The following is a 23,664-nucleotide window of genomic DNA, read 5'->3' as shown; positions in this document are numbered from 1 at the left end:
GGAAAGGTTGAAATTTTGTAGTCAAAGTTTGCAACCTCCAATAGCCAAAGCATGAAATCTTGCTCGGCATCATGAAAAAGGCCCTGCTTTTGCAGGGCCTTTTTCATGAAGTGATCGGTAGGAAGGGTCAGAAATAGCCGCTTGCCGGAGCAACTCCAGACACATGTTGCTCAGGTCGTACCCAGGGAAAATTTCAATCCTAGTAGCGCCATGATATTGTAATATTTGATCACAAAAGAACTCCACCGTATTAAAAGTCAGAATGTGACACGGGGCGAGGAATTCAGGGATGGAACTATGCAATCTACAAATGAGGAAGTTCGTCAGTGGCTGCTTAAACAGCCTGACTGGCTTCAGGAGGCTGCGGATCGTCTCTTGAAGAACGGAGCATTGAGCACCGCTGACATCCAAGATCTTTGCGCTCACCTAAAAACTGAGCAAGGGCGAAAAGCCACTCAACACCGAGTCTTTGGAGCGTTGGCACAGCCGCCGCAAACATGCACAGTTCTACGTTTGAAGAGCATTGACGCACTCACGGGAATCGAGGGGCTTGCCCCCCGCCACCCATTGACGTTTGGCAGATCGAACCTGACGGTTGTCTATGGACACAACGGGTCTGGCAAGTCGAGTTACGCCCGTTTGCTGAAGAAGGTGACGGGCAAGCCGCGCGCGATAGAGTTGAAGCCGAATGTATTCCTGCCAGCGACTCAAAATGGGCAATGCCAGATCACCTACGAGCTTGATGAAAAATCGGTTCCCTGTACGTGGATTGCCAACCCAGCACCTATCGAAGATCTGCGTGCGGTGGACATTTTTGATACGGATGAAGCCACACACTACTTGAGAAACGAAAGCGCGGCTGCATACACCCCGCCTGTCGTCTCGTTATTCGAGAACCTGGCCGAAGTTTGTGATCTGGTAAAGCAACAGCTGCAAGCTGAAGAGCAGAAGCTTGTTAAGGCCTTACCCAGCCTTCCCGCTGATTTTGTGTCAACGGGAGCTGGTCGCAACTACTCAAACCTCAAAGCAGAGGAGAGTGAGCCAACATTAAATGGCCTGCTCACCTGGACGAACGAAGATCAGGCGGCGCTTGACCAAGTAGTAGAGCGATTGAAAGCATCAGACCCCTCTGCCCTCGCAAAGCAAAAACGTGCAAGAAAGACGCAAGTTCAACAAGTTCTGACAGGGCTTGAGGCTGTGGAGAAGGCGTTCGGTACGGTAGGCTTGGAGAGCATGCGGACGCTGCGTAGCACGGCTCAGTCCAAGCGAAAGATCGCAACAGAGTCCGCCGATGTGAGTGCTGCGATGCTGGAAAATGTTGGTTCGTCGACATGGCGAGCTATGTGGGAAGCTGCCCGCGCATATTCGCATGAAGCATATGTGGCGAGCGCATTCCCTGTGACAGACTCTGGCGCAAGATGTGTGCTCTGCCATCAAGAGTTGTCGGAAGGCGCGCAACAGCGCCTGCGATCGTTCGAGGCCTTTGTGCAGGGCAAGCTTGAGACTGAAGCGCGTCAAGCAGAAGCCACCTATGAGCAGGCGAAAAATGCCTTGCCTGAAGTCTGGAAAGAGGAGTTGATCGAGACTCGTTGCGAGGCTGCCGGGCTCACAGCAGGAGATTGGCCCCAGTACCTAAAGGCCTTCTGGAAAAGCGCAGCTGGGGTGAAGGCGGAACTGATAGCTGACGAGATTTCTGCGCCGGCAACACCCATGCCTGGCATTGCTGAGGCCTTGAAGACCTTGACGCAGTATGCGTCACAGTTAGATACCGAGGCCGCCCAGCACGACGACGATGCCAAGGGGATTGACAGGAGCAAGCTTGGGCATCAGAAGCTTGAACTAGAAGCGAAGCAATGGGTTGTCCAGCAGGCTGACGCAGTTAGATCAGAGGTTGAGCGACTCAAGAAACTCAAGGCCTACGAAGGATGGAAGTCATCGGCCAACTCAAGAAGCGTTTCGCAGAAGTCTGCTGAGGTAGCTGAAAAGGTGATTACCCAGGGCTATGTGAAGCGCTTCAACAGGGAGCTACAAGCCTTGGGCGCGACCCGAATCAAGGTAGAGCTGGTCAAAACCAAGGCTGAAAAGGGCAAGGTGCTTCACAGATTGCGGCTCAAGGACGTTATCGGTAAACAAATAATCGATGCTGTGTTGAGTGAAGGCGAAAGAAGAGTCGTTGCACTGGCGGCTTTCCTTGCGGACCTGACAGAAAAACCGAGCAATGCATCCTTCATCTTCGACGACCCCATCTCATCACTGGATCAGACTTGGGAAGAACGGACTATTGAGCGCCTCGTTGAGCTCAGCAAGACCCGCCAGGTAATTGTGTTCACACATCGGCTGAGCTTCCTGGGCCTCATAAATGAGAAGTCGGAAGATGTCTCCTGTGTCCACATTAGGCAAGAATCCTGGGGGGCAGGCGAGTCCGGTGATGTGCCTCTGTACGGAAAGAAGCCTGAATCTGCGCTCAGGGACTTGCAAAACACGAGAGTGAATCAGGCTCGCAAGGTTCTTCAAGAACAAGGTAATGATACCTACTACCCTCTCGGCAAGGCCATTTGTAGCGACTTCAGAATTTTGTTGGAGCGGATGGTCGAGTTTGTGTTGCTCGCGGACGTGATTCAGCGGCATAGAAGGGCTGTGAACACGCAAGGCAAGATTCAGCACCTTGCAAAGATCTTGCCGAGAGATTGCGCGCTGATCGAGGAATTGATGTCGAAGTACTCCCGGTTTGAACATAGCCAATCAGCTGAAGCCCCTGTTGAACTACCCAAACCTGATGAGCTTTCGGAGGACATTCGTCGCGTGCTCGAATGGCACTCGGAATTCTCAAAGCGACCCTTAGAGTAAATCTAATAAGAAAAGAGCAAAGCCTACGCAAGTAGGCTTTGGAATTATTTATCTGAAAAACCCTGCGCAACTCGCCTCGTTTTTCAGTTTTATAGCGGGTGTTGCACTTGGACCTTGAGATCGCCCCTGTATTCCCCCCCCTTACCGGAATGAGGGGACCTCGCCCAATTACACCCTTGATGCAGTAGAGTGCCTCAAGGTCTACGTTCTTCGATCCAGGTTAGAGAGACTCCTCTATTTTTGATCTACGAAATACTCTGACTTCCCGTATAATATTGGTCGAATTAACCGTTCCGACAACTCGCCTCTCATCACTCTCCTCAAAATTGTCACCCCACATCCGTTGAATTAGCTCTATAACATGTGCTGCAACGTTTGAATCACTTGATTTTGGATTTCCAGTAACTGACCGAGGCCAACTTATATTTCCAACAGACATAACCCCACCATCGTGTCGCAGTACCACGGCCACATCATCTGATACAAAGAAACTCTCTCGGAACTCCTTCGGGTGTACATCATCAAGATCTTCGTCGTAATCAAAATCACCATAAAAGTGAATGGCAATTTCCTCCATGTCATGTAGGAGATTTTCTAGCTCATTCGTGTTCAACCAGTCTGCACCCCATTGAACAATTTTAAGATTTCCAATGTCTCCGCCACACTCCAAGACCACTTCCGCAGAGCGTGCTTGACGCTCCTCATCTTTAACTGACGATACGATCAACTCTGCTTGATTAGATGCCCATCGGGAGAGGGCCTCTCTTGTGGCAAGTGGGTGGGCAGCATTTCTTACAGCAGTAATTGCCTCTCCTAATAGCACGCCTTCTATATTGCGAATTCTGGCAGCGCGCAATCCAGAGATAGTCACTAAGCCATCGGCTGTCGATGAAAAAGAATATCTAGGAGGTGAAATGTAAGCTCGCCCATAGAGCTCATTATTCATTCCTCTAATAGTCTGCATTAGCCCCTGATCGGCTTTGGGGATACCTATTTTTGAATTTTCAAGACTAGGATTCAAGCGTTTCCTAAGGTCAACATCACCTATTATCAACCAGTCACCAGGAACCACTACAGGCTCAGTACTTCCATCAACTATTGCTGAGATAGCAACGTCAAGATTAGGAGCAATTGTACCCAAAAGCATAGCGAGCGATATCGGCTGCTTAGTATATGAGTTGCTACATAGCAACCCCCCGGCCTGAAACGGGTTCTCTTTCAATAGCACCTCCACACGAGTGCCGCCATCGATAGGTACTGGGGGCTCATTAACAGGAGAAAGGATCGGTCTGGCACTTGTACCACCTCGAAACTCCAGTAATCGGCCTGTCTCTTGACCCCTATCGCAACGTCTAGAATAGACATGAACAACTGAGCCCAGCATGAAAACCGAGAAAAATCCAATTCCAAATCGACCGATGGCATGCATACCAGCAGCCATGAGCCCAGGAAATTCCTCCATCGCAAGAGGTGACCGCCAAAACGATGTACCGAAGTCCAACAATGGCCCAGTAAGCACCTGCTCGGACATGCCAATGCCATTGTCCTCGATAATCAGCCAAGATTGGTCACCCTCCGTGCGGAGCTCGACTGTAATAAGCCCCCAATCAGCAGATCGTTTTTGAAACCTTCGCCGCGCCTGCACTGCATCAGCTGCATTTTGAATTAACTCACGTAGTGCCACTGTGGGGTCGTCACCATAAAGCTTTGAGCCACCAAGGCTTTCTACAATTCGAGGAACATCAGACACCTGAAGGCGTGCATCCACAGGTCTCCAGCCACGCGTTATAACTGTCCGGGCAAGAATTTCAGGAGAACCTGCACCTTTAACACGCCTTGCTTTTAAGACTTCACGTCCACGACTTTGTAAGAGTAGATCAACATCCCTCAGCTCCCGATCGACAGCATTTAAGGTATCGTATGCCAACCACCAAGCCTCTGCATCCTCCCGCCCAAAGGGTTGGCCCGTAGTAAAAACGATCGAATCAAGTTCAATATGTGGCCTGGCCAATCTCTCTTGAAATGACCAATGGAGGGCTGAAATTCCACTTGGATTTGTAAGAGCGCGAAGAAATATAGGGGCTCGCCGACTATCGAGATGCAATGCATCAGCTATGCGCAATAAACAGGCAAGCTTCAAACGATCAACTCGATTGCGGGTCCGACTTGCAAGGGCTCCCAGATCCTCAGAAAATTCCCGCTCTAGTTTTTGCACTGGCCACCAGTGGCTATGAGCTATCTGGCCAATCGTCGGTCCATAAAAACGACGTAGTTCTGAATCTTCAACGAGATAAAGTTGCGATCCGTCGGAGGCATTCCAAGCTTGTTCGGCTAGATCTTCGGCACGTTCAGCATGCAATCGACGAAGCACATCTGGTACGACCCGCTGCTCGACCATGGCAGGAGGATTCGAAACATCAAACCACTCGCCATCATTTTCGCCAGAAGCCAACGCAAAGCGCGCGATAGCATCTTTCCATGCAACAGTTGTCTTAACTTCCGAAAGGCCACCGGGGTATGCAGCCAAGCTCATTCCAGCATCGTGCAAAAGGATACTAGCACCAAGAACAAATGCCTCAGCAGGGTTGACATTAATAGCCCCCTCTGCAACTGATGATGCCGTGTCCCACAACGCATCTAAATGAGTAATGTCGTGTACTGTCATGCCTGGTAAATCAACAGCTATTCGGGAAACAAGCTGTGCCGCTCTTTCTCGAACTGAAAGGTATTGAGTTCTGAAAAAATCTTGCTCATCAGTGGTGCAGTCTGAGCGTGGCGTTTGAAACGCCTGACGCCAAAGCCATGTTTGACGAAAGTCTGGTTCACTAATAGTCATAAGCCCTCGAAATTATCCGATGTGTGAATTTACGATGATTAACCAGGCTACTTTGGTGTCGATCGCCCCCCCTCAATTACTGCCAGTTATCGCCCGCTCAGCAAGCGTAATTCGGCATAAGATCTGCTCAAGGGAAAAATCAGTCATGGTGCCGTCAGTAAATTTCATGGCCTCTGCAGCTAGGCTTTCACCTTTCATTGTGGCCTCAAACTCATGCTGAATACGTTCAAAACATTTCAGCAAAAAGCTAGCAGCTTCGACTAGCTGTTCATCCTGAACCCCAGCCAACACTGATGAAAACCACTGAACATGCGTATTAAACCGCGTCAGGAGAATTGATCCATAAGCCTCTTCTTCCTCATTCAGAGGCCGACTACGCTCACCAAATATTGCAGACAAGGCAATAAGAGCCTGTAAGGCAGACGTGAATTGTGCAAGTGCATCGTCCTCTATGAAGGCATAAGGTAAATGAGCGGACCACTCTTTCTGAAAATCAACATGAGGCAAAACACTCTGAATGAAAACCACGGCAAACGGTGGAATCAGATCGTTGATGAGCGGCGCATAGGAGAAGCGATAACAGTGAGGAAGAGATTGAACAACTTCCCGAAAGATCTCTAGCCCAGTAAACCAGTCAACGACCGAATCCACAGCTAGTAACCCCGCGTATTCCACATCAGGCCACACGTACCCACTATCAGCGATAGCTGGCTTGGAATATACATGGACACGCAGACCTGCGGCCTCAAAGGCCGCCTCGAACGCCTTTCGTCGCTCAGCCACATCAGCCTCCGCCCTTGCTCGTGCTTCTTGCGCAGCCCGAGGTAGGGTTGGATATCGTCGACTTCCCCTGCTGAATCGTAGTGCGGCGGACTGTCGGCGCTGAGGCTCATTGGCTGTGTCTCCAAGTACAGCCCGGATATTCCATAACGTTTCATGTATTTGGCGAAGAGCCTCGAAAGGAGCCTTTGTGGCAAGTCTCCAGATGCTGGAAGCCGCTATTTTCTCGGATGAATTAGCCAAGTCAGCTGTTCGCGCCGCCATCAAACCAGGTTTTTCCGACACCCCATCAGTGAGTTCACCAATCAGACGCTGAATGCCGCTAACAAAAGTATGGATCTCATCATTGCCAGCGTATTCTCCCTGTGCAAGTGCGTTTGGCACAACCTCAGCTACCGGAGGTGGAGAAACATAGTCAGTCGAAAGACCATGTAGCAGAATCTGAAGCCGCCATTTCTCTTTCGGTTGCTCCATTCGGCAAAAATAATCGCCTGCCTCTTGCAACTTCGGTGCAAAATCCTCAATCGCCTGCGCAAGAGCAATGGTTCGATCTGTCTCACGTGACGCGCCAACAAGGCGCTGAACAGCTCTAAGCTGAGCTCGTGTCCACGCGACACGAGCAGGTGGCGGGAGATTTTCTCGTGATATACGCTTCGTTGCTATCTCATGATCACCGAAGCCTACAGGGCGGCCATCCGGGAAGACCGCGTTAGAAACTACAAGACGGGCATTGGGTGCTGCCGCAAGCTGCAGCTCACAAAAACGAACCACATCACCATGGATATCGGGTTGAATCTCGTCTGAAATGTAGCGAACATCACCAGCGACAATCTGCACTCCATCCTGCTCGCTTAGCCTAGGGCACGTAACCCACGGAAGTTCGTAATAGAGACGCTCAAGCAACACCTCGGAGCCCCCCGCCGCATCAATAAGACATTGCGCATTTTCTGGAGCGAGCTCGTAGGCTGTGCGGATTACCTCAAGCAGCGGGATCAGTGGCACTGCTGAAAGATCCTGATTAAAACTGAGGCTTATGCTTGGCCGTTCCGCACACCTGGCGAGAGGTAACAGTGCAGCAATCAGTTCATGATAAGCACCCAAGTCGAATAGCGGCGCGTCCTTCGGTACATGAAGGTGCTCAATTAGCCTGCATCGGAGGTCTTTGACGGCAACATGGGCAAACTTTTCCTGTGCCTGTGTCAACCTGGAAAAAATTGGCACATCACTTAGGTTTGAACCAGCTATTGCCAGTCCAAGAGAGAAAGATGCCAACCGGTCGTCAATCCCAGTCTCACGGCTGATTGCTACCCAACGAGCGGCAATAAGATCAGCAGTGGCCAGCCCCAATCCATGCAAGATTGGAGCCCAGCACGATGGCCCCTCTTCGCTTACTCGCCGCGTAAGTGCATCCATTAAAGCAGCCGGTTGATCCGGCCATCTACGAAGTACTCGCACGATGAAAGTGGCAAAATCATCTGCACACAATCCATGAACTGCATCGGAAACCGCTACGTTGACCGAATCACCAAGTACCTCACGGATCGCTTCCTCTAGGTAAATAGAGCGAATTTCATGCAAACCAGCGAGTGTCCCATCATCTTGCTGACGGATAGCATGCTCATGGATGAGACGGTTCAACGCACGTGCGAAGCGCGGAGTCTCCCAACCGAGCCGGTTGCGAAGTCGTACTTGATCAATGGTGCCGCCGTGTGCAGCAGCAAAGGCGACGGGCTGCAGGATTAGAAGTTCATCGTCACGCTCTTCGGCAAGCCGCCGTCGTATTTGCTCACGTACTGTTTCAAAGAGCCTACGCCCCTCTGTTAACAGATGCGTGTACTCCAGAAGCAATCCTCGGCTGAGTTCGAACGGTTCTCGCCAGTGACCAAATATTCTTTCACTCTTGGATGACAGTGCCCTCCAAATTCGTTCGGCGAGCTCTTCATCAAGAGTAGGCCGAATGATCGGTACCCTTGCTGCTGTCGAAAGGGTGAAAACATCCTCTTCTCTAACAGAGCCCAACAAGAGCAAGCCAGCCAGCGCCTCCGTTTCTCGCACCAACGCATCCCAGCCGGCCGTCTCCTCATGGCCTACATCGTCCACCATGAAACCAACCGGCCGCTCTGGGCATGCATCCAGTAATCGGGCGAGTTGGACAAGACGGCTAACATCCTCGGGACCGACCCGACGAACGCGATACCAGCGCACTGCATGTCGGGTGTGATAGGCCGCCAACCACGCTAGCGCCGACTTCCCTGCCCCGGATGGGCCGGCAACCAAGGCTGCACGTCGCGACTCAAGCTCCTCAAGAATTTCTGTGGTGTGTTCAGGGCGTTCGAAAACAAGACCAGCCCCGATATGACCTGGCATGACATTCACGCCACTGTAGAAGTCTGCAGAGGCCAGTGACTCGCCAAAGTTTGCGATGTCACATAGGCCTCCGGTAAGTGTAAGGTAGCCGGCTGGGTCGACGACCCCACTGACAGCATCTATTCGTTCCTGAACATCAGAAGAACCTAGGCTCGCAGGGTGATTGGCTGAAGCCAAGAAGTTTTCATCGGCCGCTTGGCCAGCAACTTCTCGGAGTTGCTGCAGCACAAGTCGCGCAGCGGCCGGAGCAAGATTTGCTTGTGCCTCCAGCCTTGGGATTGCACGTTCAAGAGGCTCTTGCTCCACAACGAGGTGGGTGCGCTTGAGAAGAGTCTTAACGATATCGGAAGACGTCTCCATGGCTTGTTCAAGCGCTGTAATGAAGGGGTCTAGCGGTTGGCCGCTGTCATGGAGGCTAATTCGCCAGCCTGTAGGCGTCAAACCAACTACCGGCCGTTCAAAGACGAGAGCAAGACGAATCCTCCCCTCAAACATCCAATTTGCAGGCAGATCACGGGCGCTCTTCGCAAGGTAGGATGCTGCTTCAGTGAGGCTGAATATCCCTTGGGGATCATGACGCGATTTCAGTTGAGCTCGTATTTCACATACGTGCCCATGGAGCGTAATGTCGTCAACGCCTTCCGGTATCACCGCACTCCATGCTTCGTCACCGGACCACGCTTCAATAGCAAGTAAGGCACCAACTGCGTCTTGATATCTGAATCCACGACCGGCACGCGCACCTGCTCGCGTCTTTTGCCATAGCTCGGAGTCAATTAAGAATAGATTAGACATTGCGCCTCTTGGGGTGGTGTCATCACAATATGAAACCAGCCGTTCAAATCATGTATTACAGGTTTCGTAGTCGAATTGAACTAACCTATTCCAATAGTAGATTTTAAGCTTAAGGCTGTTTGATTTGGCAAATTCTTTATATAGATAAAATAGCGCATCTTTCTCGACAGATGGCTCCGTGAGTCGGACCTCAAACTCCGTGCAGCCATCAGCGACAGCTAATTCAAAGGATTTTTTAATGAGACTGCTAGCAATTCCATTTTTGCGAAGATCGACATCTACAAACGTGGCAAACAAATGACAAAGAGTGCTGCCTGGCTTGTGGTAAAAATAACGAAACCCGACAATAATCCCTACCTCGTTCACGGCATAGGCAACAACGTGCTTGAAGGGATCGCAAGTATTTCTGGACTCATAGAAATCTTTAAGATGAGAGATATGAAGTTCTACATAATTACGAGCACCTTCTAATAGATTTTCCGATGCCGAGCACCGCACCAACTCCATGAAATCATTTCCATTAGCAAGCTTTATTTCGAGTCGCATATATTGTCACAAAAATAAAAACCAAAATTACACAAATGAAATTTACTCCCAAAGCTCTCCGGTTTGAAATATTGCATAGTATATTACATACCCTGTTGTTATTAGCATTGGCCACACAACTTTGAGCGAGGCTGCCGAAACATGTGCAAACCCAAAGAGCCCAGCGATTTCATTCTGAAATATACCCACCCCAAAAAACCACATGATCCCAGCAACAAAACTGAATAATGAGAACAGTCCACCAACAAGCAAAACCAAAAAAAGTGACAGGTATCCGTCGTCAAACTTATAAAACAACAATAACATCAGCGACAATACCCCAAATATCAAACCAAACCTCGGAGAATCATCTTGGGAAATAAACGAAAAAACACTTATCAAAAAAATAAATATAGGATAAATTAAATAAAACTTCGAATCTTTTACCAGTTTGGAAAAACCACCAAAAAGCACAAGAAGAATAATGAAAATTATGTAATAAAACGCCACACCCATTATTTTGATGACAACAGAGAGCGACGTACCTAAATCAATATCAAGCAATGGCAGGGATATCCGAGAGACGTCATTCAAAATGTAAAATGCCGAAATAAAAGGCAATGCCAATCCAAGATTATAGCTTGGATGATCAATTATTTTCTTGGCCAACCCAAAGCTCACAGCCATCAGATACCTCGCAGACTAATTTAGATAAAATCAATACTAATGCAGCAGCACACCAATTTTCCGCATTCGGTCAAAACTAAAAACATGCTCCGCAGGCACTTCCTCACAGCGCCCAACCAGCCGACCAGGATATCGTCGCCCACCACTCCTTAAGCTAATCTTTCCCAAGCAAATTGGGCATACCGCGCTATAACGCACCAATCGAATTGCTTTTTTTGCACCATTTTTGTCATGCGGCAGGGACATTAATTCCAATTGAGTATCATCAATTTCTTTATATGCTGTCAGCAATGCCGGCGCCATTGTTATTCGCCAATTAAACAGTCGAACGATTGGTGAAAGAAATAGCCATCCACAAACCCCAATGGTAATAGCTGAAACAATAAATTCCGTAGAATTGTTAAAAAAATAATGGCTATAAACGGCAGAAATTAAAACCGTAAAAACGTAAATCACAACACCAATCAGAATGGTCATAAAATATATGAAGAAAAGCCATTTTCTCCAGCCGTACAGCCTATACCCTGACTTAAGGAGCCATCCGATCCACCAAGCTGGCTGAATCTGAGTGTCCATGATGTACTGGACAGGGGTGTCTGGAGTGAGTGCTTCTGACTGGCTAGAAGCTGTTTGCTTTTGGGTAACAGCAATGAAGCGGAAGAAAAACTTGGAAGTGTTCCCAGCTCCGCCGGGACTGACCAGCTTACTTGGCAGGCAAAAGCCCGAGTACCCATGCTGAGCAGCCCAGCTTCTTAAGCCTTCTCCATGAGCTGCTTCAAAATCGTTCAAGACCTTCCAAGTCGAGGCCATCCACGCCGAAGCAGTCTTATCACCAGTTTCGCCAAAGCAGGCGCGGAGGTTCTCTGCATCATATTGCGAGGTGTTATGCCCCTCGCTGATACGCTGGATTTCATAGTCCAACCACGCCTGCAGCACACGATACGGCTTCGTCGTCTTTCGCACATGCCGAAGGAAGCCCTGCAGGCATAGCAACCCTGACAGATAGTCTTGCGGACTAGCCAGGTCATCGTCGACTACCATTTCCTCTTGTTTTTCAAGCGCTTCCATAACTGTCCAAAACAGTTTTATGACAATTTGAGACTATTCTAGCCGCATAACGGGCTCTAGCGTGACTTCTGTGTTCAACGCCAGGAGTAAACGTCATGACCAGCCCCTCCCAACCGATGATGACCTTCGCCCTCGCCGATGATGGCCGAATGGTCCACGTAGATGATGTACCAACCGGCATGAGTTGCGAGTGCACCTGCCCTGGTTGTCATAAGCGTCTGATTGCAAAGAATGCCGGAAGGGAGAAAACCCACCACTTCGCCCACGAAGCGGGAACCGATGCGCAAGGATGTGCCGAGACAGCCTTGCACCAAGCCGCCAAACAAGTGGTGTTGGAGTTTCACCGCATCAAAGCACCAGCTGGGCAACTCTCCCTCCAACAGAATGCCGACCTACATCTGACGAATGTGTTGCTCGAGCATCGACTGCAAGCTGCTAGTGGTGATGTAGTCGTCGACTGTCATGCCCAGTCAGCGCATGGCGCTTTTGCCATTGAGATTGCCGTCCATCACAAGGTCGACGATGTGAAAGCCGACAAACTGCAGGAGCTGTCTCTACCGACCCTGGAGATTGACCTCAGTGACATGGTTACCCTGCCGTGGAGCTGGAATGAGCTTGAAGATGCCGTTCTGTTTGATCTTGAAAGAAGGAAGTGGATTGAAGGGGCGGCCGAACCTTCATCATTCGCTGGTGAGCTGGATGCTCTGACACCCATCTCCAACCTGATGGATCAGTGGCCGGATGCGCAACGCTTTGCCGTCGGGAATGTATGGGTCTGGTTCAGACGGTTGCCCTATGGCAATTACTCGGTCTATCACCGCTTTGATGAGTCTACTCGACGCATTGTGGAGTCAATTTGCCGTGGCCGTGGACGATGGGAGCCACGCTACAAAAACTGGATTATCTTCGATCGCTTCAAAGACGTCGTGTTATCCGAGCTTATCAGTCGAACAGCGCCGCTTGACCAATGATGCGACGACGTAAATTTAATTATTCTGATACAGAAAAAGCCAGAAGCTACGTACTTCTGGCTTTTTTGCGGCAAACCTTGGGAATTTATTTCCAACGTCAGAAATGGTACGCCCATTTAAATAAATCATTAACCTACAGGAAAAGATAGTTTTTGACTTTTGCAAATCAACAAACTAGCTTCTGATATATGTACGAAATGTTGTGAACTTTTGAAGAGGTGCCACATGAAAACGCCCGAGCAAGTACGCGAAGAGTTTGATAGGCAAGGAATATCCATTCGCAATTGGGCAAAGTTCCATGGCTACACGGCAGCACTGGTTTACCAGGTTCTTAAAGGGAACAAACCTTGCCGGATTGGTATGAGCCATGAAATTGCCGTCCGCCTTGGCCTGAAAGACGGCGTGGTCAGTGATCCTCAAAAGCTAACCAACACGCTGTCGGCAGAATCACCAGAGAAAGCTGAAGCCATCACTGGCTAACCATTCCCACCCAGTCATTTTGTATAGGAGAGTGCCATGTAAAAACCGTGCGCGATGTTATTCGTTGTGATCACGGAAAGGCAAAGCCCCCAAGTTCTGAGAAAACCTGAGGGCTTTATGAAACTGACTAGATATAGACCCAGTCGATTTCATTCTGGCTTTTCCGAAAGGGACAGTCAAGGGCGTTTTGCCCGGGACCGTCCCTGCTCATCCCTACCAAGCCAATTCACGCTTGCCGTGGATTGCAGCCCAAAGGAAAAGCCATGAAACCCCATCCAGAATGGCGGGGCCGTGCGACCCGCCCCCTTCCAGCCCAGTCGAGCATTCAGTTCAGCATGTGCCACCGCCATCAGCGCTGGCATCCTCGAGGTGCTGCACATCTCCAGCCGGTTATCCCTTTGGCGGCAACGTTTACAACTATTCCCCACCAATCTCTTGATCTTCTGCTGATTGACCCCGTGTCCCAGGAGATCACCCGCCCCAGCCTCCATGTCGTGATCGACAAAACCAGCAGGCTCATTCTCAGCACGTTTCTTGTAGTCAACACCAAAAGCCAGGAGCAGCACAGCACATGGGGAGGTGAACAATCATGTTGATCCCTTCTGTACGCAAGATCCACAACCACAACAGCAAAAAAGTGATCGGTCTGTCCTACAGCTACAAAATGAATGGCCAAATCCCATGGGAAAGTACGCTGGAAAGAGACTGGCTGCTCCACCTAGAAGCCAACCCAGCCATTCGTGAAATATATGGGCAACCGAGGAAGTTTGACTATTGCCTCGATGGTGAGTGGCATTGGTACACCCCAGACTTTGAAGTGCACTGGAAGGACAAAAGCCGGCTGGTGACAATTTATGAAGTCAAATCCGATGAAGTAGCTGCTGACACTACTTTCAAGTCGAAGGCTAATGCCATTGGGCTTCGACTTGCCACGCTGGGCTACGAATACATCGTGGTGGATAGCAAGCTCATCCGTTCTGGCAACCAACTCGCCAATCTGAATTTCCTGAAACACTATGTGGATGTGTTTGTTACCCAACGGGATCGACAGCACATCGCGAATTTCCTATCCCAGGGCACAGCCTGCCGGTTAGCATGGCTGGCCATCCGTTTTGGCAACAAAGACCTCACCTTAGCAGGGCTGTACCGGCTGCTTTGGGAGGGATGGCTGGATTACGACAAGCGAGAGAAAGTGACCCCACTACTCACGGTACACCTGGCCGAAGGAGCACGCATATGACAATGCCTTTACGCCCTGGGCTCTCGCTCACCCTTTATGGTCAGCCATTTCGCGTCCTCACTACCCAACCGAACCAGAGCGCAACCCTTCTGAATGAGCGAACCTCCAACGTCAAGCAGATAAGCCGCGATGACATCGAAGAGTACGACCAACAAGGTGTCCTGAAGATTGTCGAGGACCAAGATGCCCTGTTCCGGGACGATGGACTGCCACCTATCCCCTCTGCTCTCCCCGAGCACCATCAACGCACACTCCGGCGTCGGCTGCTGTATGTGCGTGCGGTACTCGACAACACCCAATCCTTTTCTCGGGCGTGGGAAGTAAAGCCCATTGCGTCACAGATTGCCGCGATGATCGGCGATACCAAACCGCCAGGCCACACATCCATCTACAGGTGGTGCCGTTTGTTCGTCGACAGCGGCGAAGATGTGATGGCGCTGGCACCCCTGACAGCCAACTGCGGCCGCCGTTACGGCCAGGTGGATGCGGAAGTGCTGGAGTTGTTCTATGAGACGGTTGATACCTTTTATCTGACCCGCGCGCGGATTAGTAAACGTGACGCACACGCTGAACTGGTAGACCGCATCACGGAGGCAAATGCGGCACGGCCGGCAGACGCCAAATTACGAGCAGTCAGCTATGGCGGATTTTGCAAGCTCATCAACCGTCTGCTGGACCCCTTCATTTTGAAAGCAAGACGCTACGGTGAAAAATACGCGCGTCGCTACTTCAGAACGCGTCGTAACGGGCCGATCGCCATGTTTCCACTGGAGCGGGTGGAAATCGATCACACCCGACTGGATGTCATTGTTGTCCACCCCATCACAAGGCAACCGCTGAAAAGACCGACCTGCACCGTTGCACTCGATCGGAGAACCCGGATGGTGTGCGGGATTTACATTGATCTGGAGCCGCCCTCAAGTATCGCTGTCCTGATGTGCTTGCGTCAGGCTGTGACCAGTAAGCAAGCCATCCTGGATAGTTTGCCGAATGGCAGCAGTTTCACCTGGCCGGTAGAGGGGCAGTTCCGTCTGATCTGCATGGACAATGGCCCGGAATTTCATGGCCATGCTCACAAGCAGTTTTGTGCGGACATGCACGCGGACATGCAGTATTGCCCACCAGGGATGCCGTGGTACCGGGGACCTGGCGAGCGGTTCCTCGGCACCCAGAATCGACGGCTGATTCACAAACTCCCCGGAACAACCTACTCGAACACCAGGGAACGTGGGGATTACCCTTCAGAAAAGCTCGCCCACCTGACGCTGCATGAGCTGCGTCAATTGGTCTACCGCTGGGTGGTAATGGAGTACCACAACACTCGTCACAGTGAACTTGGCGAGACACCATTGCAGTGCTGGACCCGTCTGGTTGAAGAACACCCCATTCCCCCCTTACCCAGCAGTCTCACCCTTGAGGTCGAGACCGGGCTCACCTTCGAACGAACGATCAGTAATGGGCGCATCGGCACCAAAGGGTTGGTCTACCACCACCCCTATCTCATACACCTGCAGAAGCGCTTGGCCACCAAACAGAAAGTGATGTTGCGGATCGACCCTGAGGATGTAACGCAAGCGTACATATACGACCCCATCAACAAGGGCCTGATCCGGCTGGAATGCCTGACCCAAGACCTTGAGCCAGGTACAAGTTGGCTCGATTTTCAACGTGAGCGCAAAGCCCGGATCGCTCAATCCGATACCGTCGAAGCTAGCACGCCGGATGCGGACACAGTTCGGCAGGAAAAGGCCAAGTTGCGCCGAGAGGTTCACCAACTCCACCAAGAAGCCGAGCACGACCTTGCTCAACGGACTCGCAAGCGTACGAAGACGAAAAAACGTGACCAGTCAGCCTCCCTCCAAGAACAGCATCGCAGCACGGCATCAACTAGCCTGTATCCAGCTGAAAGCTTGGGGGAGGATTGGTTTATTGACCTTTCACCTGATCTGGGAGCCACATCATGAAATATGATCCAAAGCGCGTTCATGTGCTACTGAAAAAGATCGCCGCCATCCGCATCCGATACCCATTGTTCATTGCCATCCTCGCCGACATGGACCGATGCCTAGCCGAGTCGCCAGATCTGCGTGAACCACTCTGTATGCTCATCACCGGTGATACAGGTGTAGGTAAAAGCACCCTGATCGACACGTTTAAACAGTTGCATCCGAAACAAAATACTGTTGAAGGAACCGAAATACCCGTTTTGGAGGCTTCATTACAGCTCCCAGTCACAATTGGTGGACTGTTCAGCTCCATACTGGATGCGATGGGGGCGCCATACGCAGACCGCGGCACCGTTGAATTCAAACGCCGGCGGCTGATGGAATTACTGAAGAGATGCCGTGTGCAGCTCGTGATTCTTGATGAGTTCCAGCATCTAGTGGAACGAGGGACGCGCCAACGTATCGAAGCGGTGGCTGATGCCATCAAGAGCTTGATCAACCACTCGGGAATCCCCTTCATTCTGGTCGGAATGCCGACAGCACATGCTGTATTGGAATACAGCCCGCAACTTGCAGGACGTTTTCCGCTGCGTCGTGATCTCCCTTCATTTAACTGGCTAGAAAGACCGGCAGACTTCGAACGATTACTGACATTTTTTGAACAGGCGCTTCCTTTTGAAAAGCCAAGCGGCTTCTGTGATGACACCCTGCCTGCGCGTTTTTACTTGGCTACGGGTGGAAATTTCCGCGCATTTACGACATTGATCTACGATGCTTCGCGTACGGCATTGATGCGAGGAGGAGTGCGCATTGAGCGTGAACAGCTGATCCGAAGCTATCACTCCCTTCTGTCAGCAAACCGCAAGCTTCGTGCCAATCCATTTTTGGGGGACGACTCAGCCATTGAGCGTTGGATCGACCAGCTCAGGGGGAAACGGCAATGAAAACCCAGACTCTGCCAGGCATTGAGGAAATCCCTCTTCTTTTGATGCGTCCCCTCCCTGATAAAGCAGAAAGCCTTGCGGGTTACCTACTCCGTCTGGCCGACGTGAATTACCTACATCACGTCCATGATCTGCTCAGTTACTTGCAGCAGAAGCGGAGCAGCATCTATCAAGCATCCATGACACCCCAGTTTGGAGTTTACTCTCTGAGTCGACTAAGTAAGCAACTTGGTATAGAGGTTGATGCGCTGCAAGCTCTAGCCCGTCCATTAAGTGCACCAATAGGTCGATATCGCACGTTCAGTTGGCAAGGTTATGAATGGCCATTGCATCTGATTCGTAATCGATACCGTGTGTGGTGCCCGCTTTGCCTTGGAGAGCAGGCGCTGCAACGGGCATCATGGGATTTAAGACTAACCACGGTGTGCCCTAAACATAAAATACTGCTGGTAGATTGCTGCCCATGCTGCATGAAACGTGTGCCATGGCGTTTCTCACAATTGCACCATTGCGTTTGCGGGTTTCCATTAGACAAAGCCCCAGCTATAGCAGTAGGAACGCCTGATCAGTTAGTCGACATTGAATTACTTACCTGCACAGAGCTGCAGCGATTTATCACCCTCAGCATTTTATTCAGCTGCAGTAGCGCCACGACTCTTGATGCAAAGTACTTAGAGAAAATAACCCTTGCCGACCTTCATCGCGCACAAAATTATATTTTCCTAACTGACATTAACGAGCAGTGCAACTTCAGACGCGCACTAGTTGGAATCCTGTACAGAAGATTTAGGCACCAATTTGAGCTTGGACCGCGTTACACAGCTAGTCCGTTACTAAATGGACTGAAAATAGCGCCATCATTCGATGATGAGTTGAAGATGATCGGCAATGATTGGCTTTCACGCCAGAATCCACATTCTTCAATAGCAACCATTGATAACAAAACTACAAGTGAAGATTTAACCTTTTCATCTGTTGCAACCACTCTCAATGCCAGCCCGCATGTTGTCAGCACGCTCGTCAAGCGCGGGGTTCTCAAATACTCCCTTAGCAGCAGGGGCAGCTCAGGAAAAAGCGGCATCACTCGCCATAGCCTTGCCAGGTTGCAGTCAGCACTTTCCCGCATCACTCCATATAAAGAGGGATGGAAAAGAATAAAATTAGATCATTTCGGCATTGATTTTTCTTCAAGGCTGAATCTTCTAGGACTAGCCTTAGCTGGCAGAGTGAAGGTCGGCTCCTACGACATCAGGGTCGGCCTTCCTAGCCTTGAGTTATACCTTGTTGAAACCCCATCAAAAGAATGTAGCTATTTGAATGCTGCAGAGGCGGCAACGATATTGGATATTTACCAGGGTGCCATTTACCATGTGGCACGCTCAGGCTTGCTATCGCATGAGATCTACATGACACGCCAATTACGTTTTACTATTGAAGACATACATGAATTTCATCAGCAATATGTTTTTGCCAGGGAGATTGCCCGACAGCTTGGATGCAATGCTACAAATATTGCTGACAAGATCATCTCTGCAGGCATCAAGCCAATTCATGGTCCTGGTGTAGATGATGGATTGGTCTATTTATTTCGCCGTTCCGATGTTGCCACACTAGATCTAGCTAAAATATGCTCTCAAATACCTTATGAAAGTCGAGCAGGCAGAGGGCACAAGCGAACAAGCAACCTTGCCAATACGGACCTCTTAACAAAGCCTCAGGTCTGCAAGCTACTCAGCATACGGCCCCATCAGCTTGACAAAGTGAGCAGTGCAGGTCTGCTAGTACCCTATCAGTCACGCGAACCAGCCATATGCATCACGTATCGGGCAGCAGATGTTGAGGCATATCGTCAGGATTACATACAGAACACCAACTTGGTTTCCATCTATGAGGCACACCAGATGGCATCAGAAAAGGGATACCGGCTGCAGTTTGACATTTTGGGGCCAGGGCTAGTGGCCGCCATATCCACTGGATATGAAATGCGCTACCACCGCAACGAGTTAGAGGGGGCCTTTAAGATTCTGGAGTCGACACTTAACGTCCGCCAACTTGCATTGACTACAGGGCTCAGCCCTGCCACGATCCGAAATGAAGCACGAGAAGGCTGTTTGACTAGCCTAGTGGTTTTCTCTGGTAATGGCATGCGTCGCTACCTGTTTTCCAAGCAAGCAGTAGAAGTGTTGATAAGCAAGAAAAACCAGTCACGTAAAAAGGAAATTGGCGATGATTTTATTTCTTGATACTGAATATACCAACCCAGAAGATAGGGGGTTGATAAGCTTGGCAATGGTTAGTGAGGATGGAAAGCGGGAGTTCTATCTTGAAGTAACAGACTTCCCACTTGGGAAGTGCAACAGCTTTGTCGTCAGCAATGTTCTGCCACATCTTGGCAAACACCCTGCACATCTGGCCTCTTACGAAGAAATCAATAAGCCAATAGCTGAATGGCTTAACACGCTACCGCGATCAATCATCATCGCCTGTGATTCTTTTCTCGACAAAGAAATTCTGCTGCAAGCGTTGGGTGATATTCCATTAAAAAACCTTAATGGCTGGCTGGACCTGAGGCCCATGATCGATACAGGTGCTTACCATGCTGCCGTCAATAAATTTCATACTGAACAGCGGCCGTGGCATCATGCCTTATACGATGCGCAAGCTCATAGAGCGGGCTGGATGGCCTGGATGAACGAAAAAAATCAACGCGCTTGAATACTAGAATAAAATTCTCTCTCTATAGCTCAGCAGAACCGCCTGCGACATAACGCAACCTTTGTACGCACCACCTCCCCCCTCACCTTCCTCTTCTATTCAAGATCAAGCGGCGCGTGTGCCACCAATCCAACATCACGGTTAATTTTTACAAATGGGCTAGCCCAAAAATCTAGTGTACTGTAAATTTCACCATTAGCCTTCCCTCTGTCATATTTCCATACTTTGGCTTAATATTTTTCATGCGACGCAAACGACATGACAGGCAATCCATTGAAAACAATAAGCATGGCCATTCAGGTTTTGAAAGATGAAACAGATTGCTACATTTGACATAAATCGTTGACGTATTTTCATGACAAAGGCACACACGCGAGTGTGCCTTTGTCATTTAGGTGTCGATTTTACACATTACCAAAATTATTTATCAACCTAATATTTTGAATTACAGACAATCCAAGATGATATAGAAAGATAATGATGAATTTCTTGATAGAACCGAAACTCAATGAAGAATAGCATGCAATTCTTATCGAAACCAAGATCAAGTCAGTACAAGTGAAAAGGAAGCCAAATGGACTTCATGAGACTGATGCTGGTACTTGCGTGTATGGCACCACTATTCATCCTAATGGCAATCAGAGGAATTGGCTTGGTTCCATGGGAAATATATTTCCCTACATTTATTAGCCTTGCACTAATCCCAAATGCATATCTTGCGCTAAGAATAATCTATGCAATCAAACAAAATGATAGAAAAAGAATACGCCCCGAAAACGTTACAGACAATCGCGAACAATTAATCACTTATATATTTGCCATGCTGCTACCTCTTTTTCAGTCAGCAGTAACGACGATACAAGATTTATACTCTGCACTATGTGCCCTTCTCTTTGTTGTATACATATTTGGCAACATGGAAATTTATTATATGAATTTCTTCTTCTCCCTGGCAGGCTATCGAGTACTTTCAATAAGGCCCAATGCACAATCAGGAAACAACTCCGTATCGCACGTATTAATTACCAAGAAAAATTTCCTTGCGCCAAACATTGAAATACAACCCATAAGAATTACAGATTTTTTACTTTTTGATAAATAATTATTATATTAATTCGGAATGGCAATGAACTTCAATTCGCAAAATATAACACTGGTTACTCTATATGGATTTTTTGAGGATGCGCAATCTCAAAACCCAAGACATATTCAAATTCCAGTGGCAGTGCAAGTGCAAAATGAACTAAAAACAATGCTGCTAGAAACCATTTCCAGACTGGGGCTTCCTGCTTCAGCGGGGGCCATGAAAACATTCGATCCTGCGGAAAAATACTCATCCGAGGAGCAGTTAAAAATTGCTTTAAATACAGCATATCTACGAGATTTGGATAGTGTAATCTCTTTATCAAACTTACCTAGTGACGTACACGCACTAGATGCCATCGCAGATTTAGAATATTATTACGCCATTTTTACTGACAATCAGAATAGGAAGCTATACGCATTTCGAAGAGCCAGTCAATTTAAAGGAATTACAAAATCAAAACTAACCTGGATTGACGGCGGCCTTTTAAAAATGATGACATCCTCCATCTTCAGGCTTGACATCGACTTTGACTATATAGTACTCGATCAAGATGTATTTATTCTCAGGCCAAGTGGCTTTGAGTTTACCGCCAATATTGGAGAACAAATACTACAAGCAGCGGCAGCTAATGCGCAAAACATTTCATCCGCAATAACTTATCTAGACATGACAAGCATTTCTACATACGCTACTACGCACAAAAGATCTGCCAGACTACTAGCCGCCATTAAGAGTAGAAACGATTTACATCTAGTTGATAGAAATTTGTTAGTACAAGCCTGCCAAAGCTATGGAGTTCAAATCTTGAATCCCGAACAGGGGCAACTCACTCCGGATACGGGGTATGAATATGACTTTCTTTGCATCCTTGATCGCCGTGCTTATACGGCGCTACTAATTCCAAATCAGTCTGAAAAATACGAGGCAGCCAGTCGCGTACAAAAATAGATTTTGTAATTTCAATTTTGAACAATGCAAGAATGCTATATTCTTGTGATGTTACGGCAACACAAGCATCATCCGGCAGAACTTGTCGGGTGATGGCATTGGAGGTGAGGAAGGGCTTGGCCAAGCAGGCTCTCCTTGCCATCTACCACGCGGCAACTGCATACATACCATCATCCGCGTTGCAGATTTCCACCCTGAACCTTTCAACGAAATACCGACAGAAAAACCTACTTCGCGGGTCTCGCCCCGCCGGCGAGGTACTTTGCTTTTGCTTCGCCAAAAGAAAGTACCCAAAGAAAAGGCGACCCGCAGCGCGTCGAATTCCCGCCCCATCCGCACCGCCCAGGGCGCGGCCGGAACTTGCGGCGCGCTAACGTCGCGCCGCTGCGGACAGCCGACCGCTTAAAACCCTGAGCGGCACGTCTGCGTCGGCTCGCGCTGACGGGACCGGGCTAGCTCCGACAGAGGTTTTAGTCAGAAAAGGAAAGAGTGTGGCTTGCGTGAAATGTCTGCCAAATGGACGCTACCCGATACCATTAAAAGCCACCGTACCGATGCCACCCATGGGCCCCGTCAAGCATGCCGACGGGTGACACTGCTGCGGTTTTAAGCGGCTGGCTGTTTGAGCGATTTTTCTCAGTTAACCGAAGGAAATCATCATGCCTGGCATTTCAGAACGTCTCGACTTTATCAATAGCCTGCAATTACCCAGCAGCAATCTGGCCTTGCCGGCCGGTTTATTAAAAGACAGCCCCACACCGCCACCCGTTGACAGCAAAGGCGGCTATGTGGTGGATGGCAGCCTGGTTTCCTTTGTGGCTGGCCTGGATAGGCAGAACAAATCAGACGTATTGAATTCCACATTGCTGGCACAGCTGGCGGCGAATAAAAAATATGACAGAGAGGCACAAACCGAGCAGTGGTATGCATTTTATCAAAGTGTTCTGGAGCCATTGGGCTGGGTGATTCAGGCTTTCCAGTTTGAAAAATACAATGCCTCTGGCGATTCATTTGCCATGAACAAGGCTGTGCTTGAAATACTGAAGGCCATTGCATCAGACGACGAAGCCGCTGTATCCCAAGCCACTATCGACGCTCTGGGTGCGCTGGATAAAAACAGCCACGGCCTGCTGTTATGGAATAGCGCCAGCAGCAGTGTAAGCGCAGGCAACTTCCAGATCGCCCCCTGCAGTTTGTCGAATGGCTCGGTAGTGATGAAAAACGCCTCCTTCTATTTCAATACCACCGAAACCACCACCGGCTTTCTCTGGTTTACCTATTCCACCTCCAGCATGACTTTATACAAATCCACCAATACCATGACGCTGGATGACGATATTTACAGCAAAGTCAGACAGAGCGTTATCGACAAGCTGGGCGACAAGGCGGTGCAGTTTGTTGCAGATCTGGATATTTGAGTTTTATTAC

The 23,664-nt window shown here is 49.4% G+C and carries 17 protein-coding genes; 12 read left to right on the top strand and 5 right to left on the bottom strand.

The window, feature by feature from the left end:
* The first annotated feature begins 297 nt into the window (after positions 1 to 297).
* Positions 298 to 2,847: an AAA family ATPase gene (locus tag DFR38_RS00935; RefSeq protein WP_059285745.1), complete on the top strand. Its 2,550-nt coding sequence runs from the start codon at positions 298 to 300 to the stop codon at positions 2,845 to 2,847.
* A gap of 220 nt (positions 2,848 to 3,067) precedes the next feature.
* On the opposite strand, the gene DFR38_RS00930 is transcribed toward DFR38_RS00935, so the two are convergent.
* From DFR38_RS00930 to DFR38_RS00910, 5 genes are all read right to left on the bottom strand, one after another.
* Positions 3,068 to 5,683, bottom strand: a complete 2,616-nt coding sequence (locus DFR38_RS00930; protein ID WP_082693406.1) for an HD domain-containing protein — start codon at positions 5,681 to 5,683, stop codon at positions 3,068 to 3,070.
* Positions 5,684 to 5,755: 72 nt separating this feature from the next.
* The gene (locus DFR38_RS00925) at positions 5,756 to 9,625 is read right to left on the bottom strand and encodes a hypothetical protein (RefSeq protein WP_146215889.1); all 3,870 of its coding nucleotides are present in this window, start codon (positions 9,623 to 9,625) and stop codon (positions 5,756 to 5,758) included.
* A 48-nt stretch (positions 9,626 to 9,673) separates the two neighbouring features.
* Complete coding sequence (locus DFR38_RS00920) at positions 9,674 to 10,171, bottom strand: GNAT family N-acetyltransferase (RefSeq protein WP_082693407.1); 498 nt, start codon at positions 10,169 to 10,171, stop codon at positions 9,674 to 9,676.
* 42 nt (positions 10,172 to 10,213) lie between these two features.
* Positions 10,214 to 10,837 (bottom strand): hypothetical protein, encoded by a 624-nt coding sequence (locus DFR38_RS00915; RefSeq protein WP_059285750.1) that lies wholly within the window; start codon positions 10,835 to 10,837, stop codon positions 10,214 to 10,216.
* Positions 10,838 to 10,873: 36 nt separating this feature from the next.
* Positions 10,874 to 11,905: a hypothetical protein gene (locus tag DFR38_RS00910; protein ID WP_059285751.1), complete on the bottom strand. Its 1,032-nt coding sequence runs from the start codon at positions 11,903 to 11,905 to the stop codon at positions 10,874 to 10,876.
* A gap of 95 nt (positions 11,906 to 12,000) precedes the next feature.
* Here DFR38_RS00910 and DFR38_RS21395 point away from each other — a divergent pair, with 95 nt between their 5' ends.
* From DFR38_RS21395 to DFR38_RS00855, 11 genes are all read left to right on the top strand, one after another.
* Positions 12,001 to 12,876: a hypothetical protein gene (locus tag DFR38_RS21395; protein ID WP_059285752.1), complete on the top strand. Its 876-nt coding sequence runs from the start codon at positions 12,001 to 12,003 to the stop codon at positions 12,874 to 12,876.
* Between the two features lie 225 nt (positions 12,877 to 13,101).
* Positions 13,102 to 13,356, top strand: coding sequence for a DNA-binding protein (locus DFR38_RS00900; protein WP_059285753.1), 255 nt, complete (start codon positions 13,102 to 13,104; stop codon positions 13,354 to 13,356).
* Between the two features lie 263 nt (positions 13,357 to 13,619).
* Positions 13,620 to 13,952, top strand: coding sequence for a hypothetical protein (locus DFR38_RS20855; RefSeq protein ID WP_146215888.1), 333 nt, complete (start codon positions 13,620 to 13,622; stop codon positions 13,950 to 13,952).
* Positions 13,946 to 14,596 carry a TnsA endonuclease N-terminal domain-containing protein gene (locus DFR38_RS00890; RefSeq protein WP_059285755.1) on the top strand — a complete coding sequence of 217 codons (651 nt, stop codon included), beginning with the start codon at positions 13,946 to 13,948 and terminating at the stop codon, positions 14,594 to 14,596. Before DFR38_RS20855 ends, DFR38_RS00890 begins: the two co-directional genes overlap by 7 nt.
* A complete protein-coding gene (locus DFR38_RS00885) occupies positions 14,593 to 16,560 on the top strand; it encodes a Mu transposase C-terminal domain-containing protein (RefSeq protein WP_158527671.1) in 1,968 nt (655 codons plus the stop codon). Before DFR38_RS00890 ends, DFR38_RS00885 begins: the two co-directional genes overlap by 4 nt.
* The gene (locus tag DFR38_RS00880; protein ID WP_059285758.1) at positions 16,557 to 17,486 is read left to right on the top strand and encodes a TniB family NTP-binding protein; all 930 of its coding nucleotides are present in this window, start codon (positions 16,557 to 16,559) and stop codon (positions 17,484 to 17,486) included. The genes DFR38_RS00885 and DFR38_RS00880 overlap by 4 nt, the downstream gene beginning before the upstream one ends.
* Positions 17,483 to 19,729 carry a TniQ family protein gene (locus DFR38_RS00875; protein ID WP_082693409.1) on the top strand — a complete coding sequence of 749 codons (2,247 nt, stop codon included), beginning with the start codon at positions 17,483 to 17,485 and terminating at the stop codon, positions 19,727 to 19,729. The genes DFR38_RS00880 and DFR38_RS00875 overlap by 4 nt, the downstream gene beginning before the upstream one ends.
* Entirely contained in the window at positions 19,713 to 20,201 is a 489-nt protein-coding gene (locus tag DFR38_RS00870; protein ID WP_059285760.1) for a hypothetical protein, read from the top strand. The genes DFR38_RS00875 and DFR38_RS00870 overlap by 17 nt, the downstream gene beginning before the upstream one ends.
* Positions 20,202 to 20,784: 583 nt before the next feature.
* A complete protein-coding gene (locus tag DFR38_RS00865; protein ID WP_153010756.1) occupies positions 20,785 to 21,303 on the top strand; it encodes a hypothetical protein in 519 nt (172 codons plus the stop codon).
* Between the two features lie 24 nt (positions 21,304 to 21,327).
* A complete protein-coding gene (locus DFR38_RS00860; protein WP_158527670.1) occupies positions 21,328 to 22,236 on the top strand; it encodes a Kiwa anti-phage protein KwaB-like domain-containing protein in 909 nt (302 codons plus the stop codon).
* A gap of 659 nt (positions 22,237 to 22,895) precedes the next feature.
* Entirely contained in the window at positions 22,896 to 23,654 is a 759-nt protein-coding gene (locus DFR38_RS00855) for a hypothetical protein (RefSeq protein WP_059285604.1), read from the top strand.
* Positions 23,655 to 23,664: the final 10 nt, after the last annotated feature.

It is taken from the genome of Aquitalea magnusonii, from assembly GCF_003202035.1.
GTDB classification, from domain to species: domain Bacteria; phylum Pseudomonadota; class Gammaproteobacteria; order Burkholderiales; family Chromobacteriaceae; genus Aquitalea; species Aquitalea magnusonii.
This window is presented reverse-complemented; position numbering and strand designations above follow the sequence as displayed.

What these genes read in the sequence shown, in the direction of transcription:
- DFR38_RS00935 (WP_059285745.1), top strand. Translation starts at nt 298, where the DNA reads ATGCAATCTACAAATGAGGAAGTTCGTCAGTGGCTGCTTAAACAGCCT.
- DFR38_RS00885 (WP_158527671.1), top strand. Translation starts at nt 14,593, where the DNA reads ATGACAATGCCTTTACGCCCTGGGCTCTCGCTCACCCTTTATGGTCAG.
- DFR38_RS00925 (WP_146215889.1), bottom strand. Translation starts at nt 9,625, where the DNA reads ATGTCTAATCTATTCTTAATTGACTCCGAGCTATGGCAAAAGACGCGA.
- DFR38_RS00930 (WP_082693406.1), bottom strand. Translation starts at nt 5,683, where the DNA reads ATGACTATTAGTGAACCAGACTTTCGTCAAACATGGCTTTGGCGTCAG.
- DFR38_RS00865 (WP_153010756.1), top strand. Translation starts at nt 20,785, where the DNA reads ATGAGACTGATGCTGGTACTTGCGTGTATGGCACCACTATTCATCCTA.
- DFR38_RS00890 (WP_059285755.1), top strand. Translation starts at nt 13,946, where the DNA reads ATGTTGATCCCTTCTGTACGCAAGATCCACAACCACAACAGCAAAAAA.
- DFR38_RS20855 (WP_146215888.1), top strand. Translation starts at nt 13,620, where the DNA reads ATGAAACCCCATCCAGAATGGCGGGGCCGTGCGACCCGCCCCCTTCCA.
- DFR38_RS00915 (WP_059285750.1), bottom strand. Translation starts at nt 10,837, where the DNA reads ATGGCTGTGAGCTTTGGGTTGGCCAAGAAAATAATTGATCATCCAAGC.
- DFR38_RS00855 (WP_059285604.1), top strand. Translation starts at nt 22,896, where the DNA reads ATGCCTGGCATTTCAGAACGTCTCGACTTTATCAATAGCCTGCAATTA.
- DFR38_RS00870 (WP_059285760.1), top strand. Translation starts at nt 19,713, where the DNA reads ATGATTTTATTTCTTGATACTGAATATACCAACCCAGAAGATAGGGGG.
- DFR38_RS00860 (WP_158527670.1), top strand. Translation starts at nt 21,328, where the DNA reads ATGAACTTCAATTCGCAAAATATAACACTGGTTACTCTATATGGATTT.
- DFR38_RS00900 (WP_059285753.1), top strand. Translation starts at nt 13,102, where the DNA reads ATGAAAACGCCCGAGCAAGTACGCGAAGAGTTTGATAGGCAAGGAATA.
- DFR38_RS00875 (WP_082693409.1), top strand. Translation starts at nt 17,483, where the DNA reads ATGAAAACCCAGACTCTGCCAGGCATTGAGGAAATCCCTCTTCTTTTG.
- DFR38_RS00880 (WP_059285758.1), top strand. Translation starts at nt 16,557, where the DNA reads ATGAAATATGATCCAAAGCGCGTTCATGTGCTACTGAAAAAGATCGCC.
- DFR38_RS00910 (WP_059285751.1), bottom strand. Translation starts at nt 11,905, where the DNA reads ATGGAAGCGCTTGAAAAACAAGAGGAAATGGTAGTCGACGATGACCTG.
- DFR38_RS00920 (WP_082693407.1), bottom strand. Translation starts at nt 10,171, where the DNA reads ATGCGACTCGAAATAAAGCTTGCTAATGGAAATGATTTCATGGAGTTG.
- DFR38_RS21395 (WP_059285752.1), top strand. Translation starts at nt 12,001, where the DNA reads ATGACCAGCCCCTCCCAACCGATGATGACCTTCGCCCTCGCCGATGAT.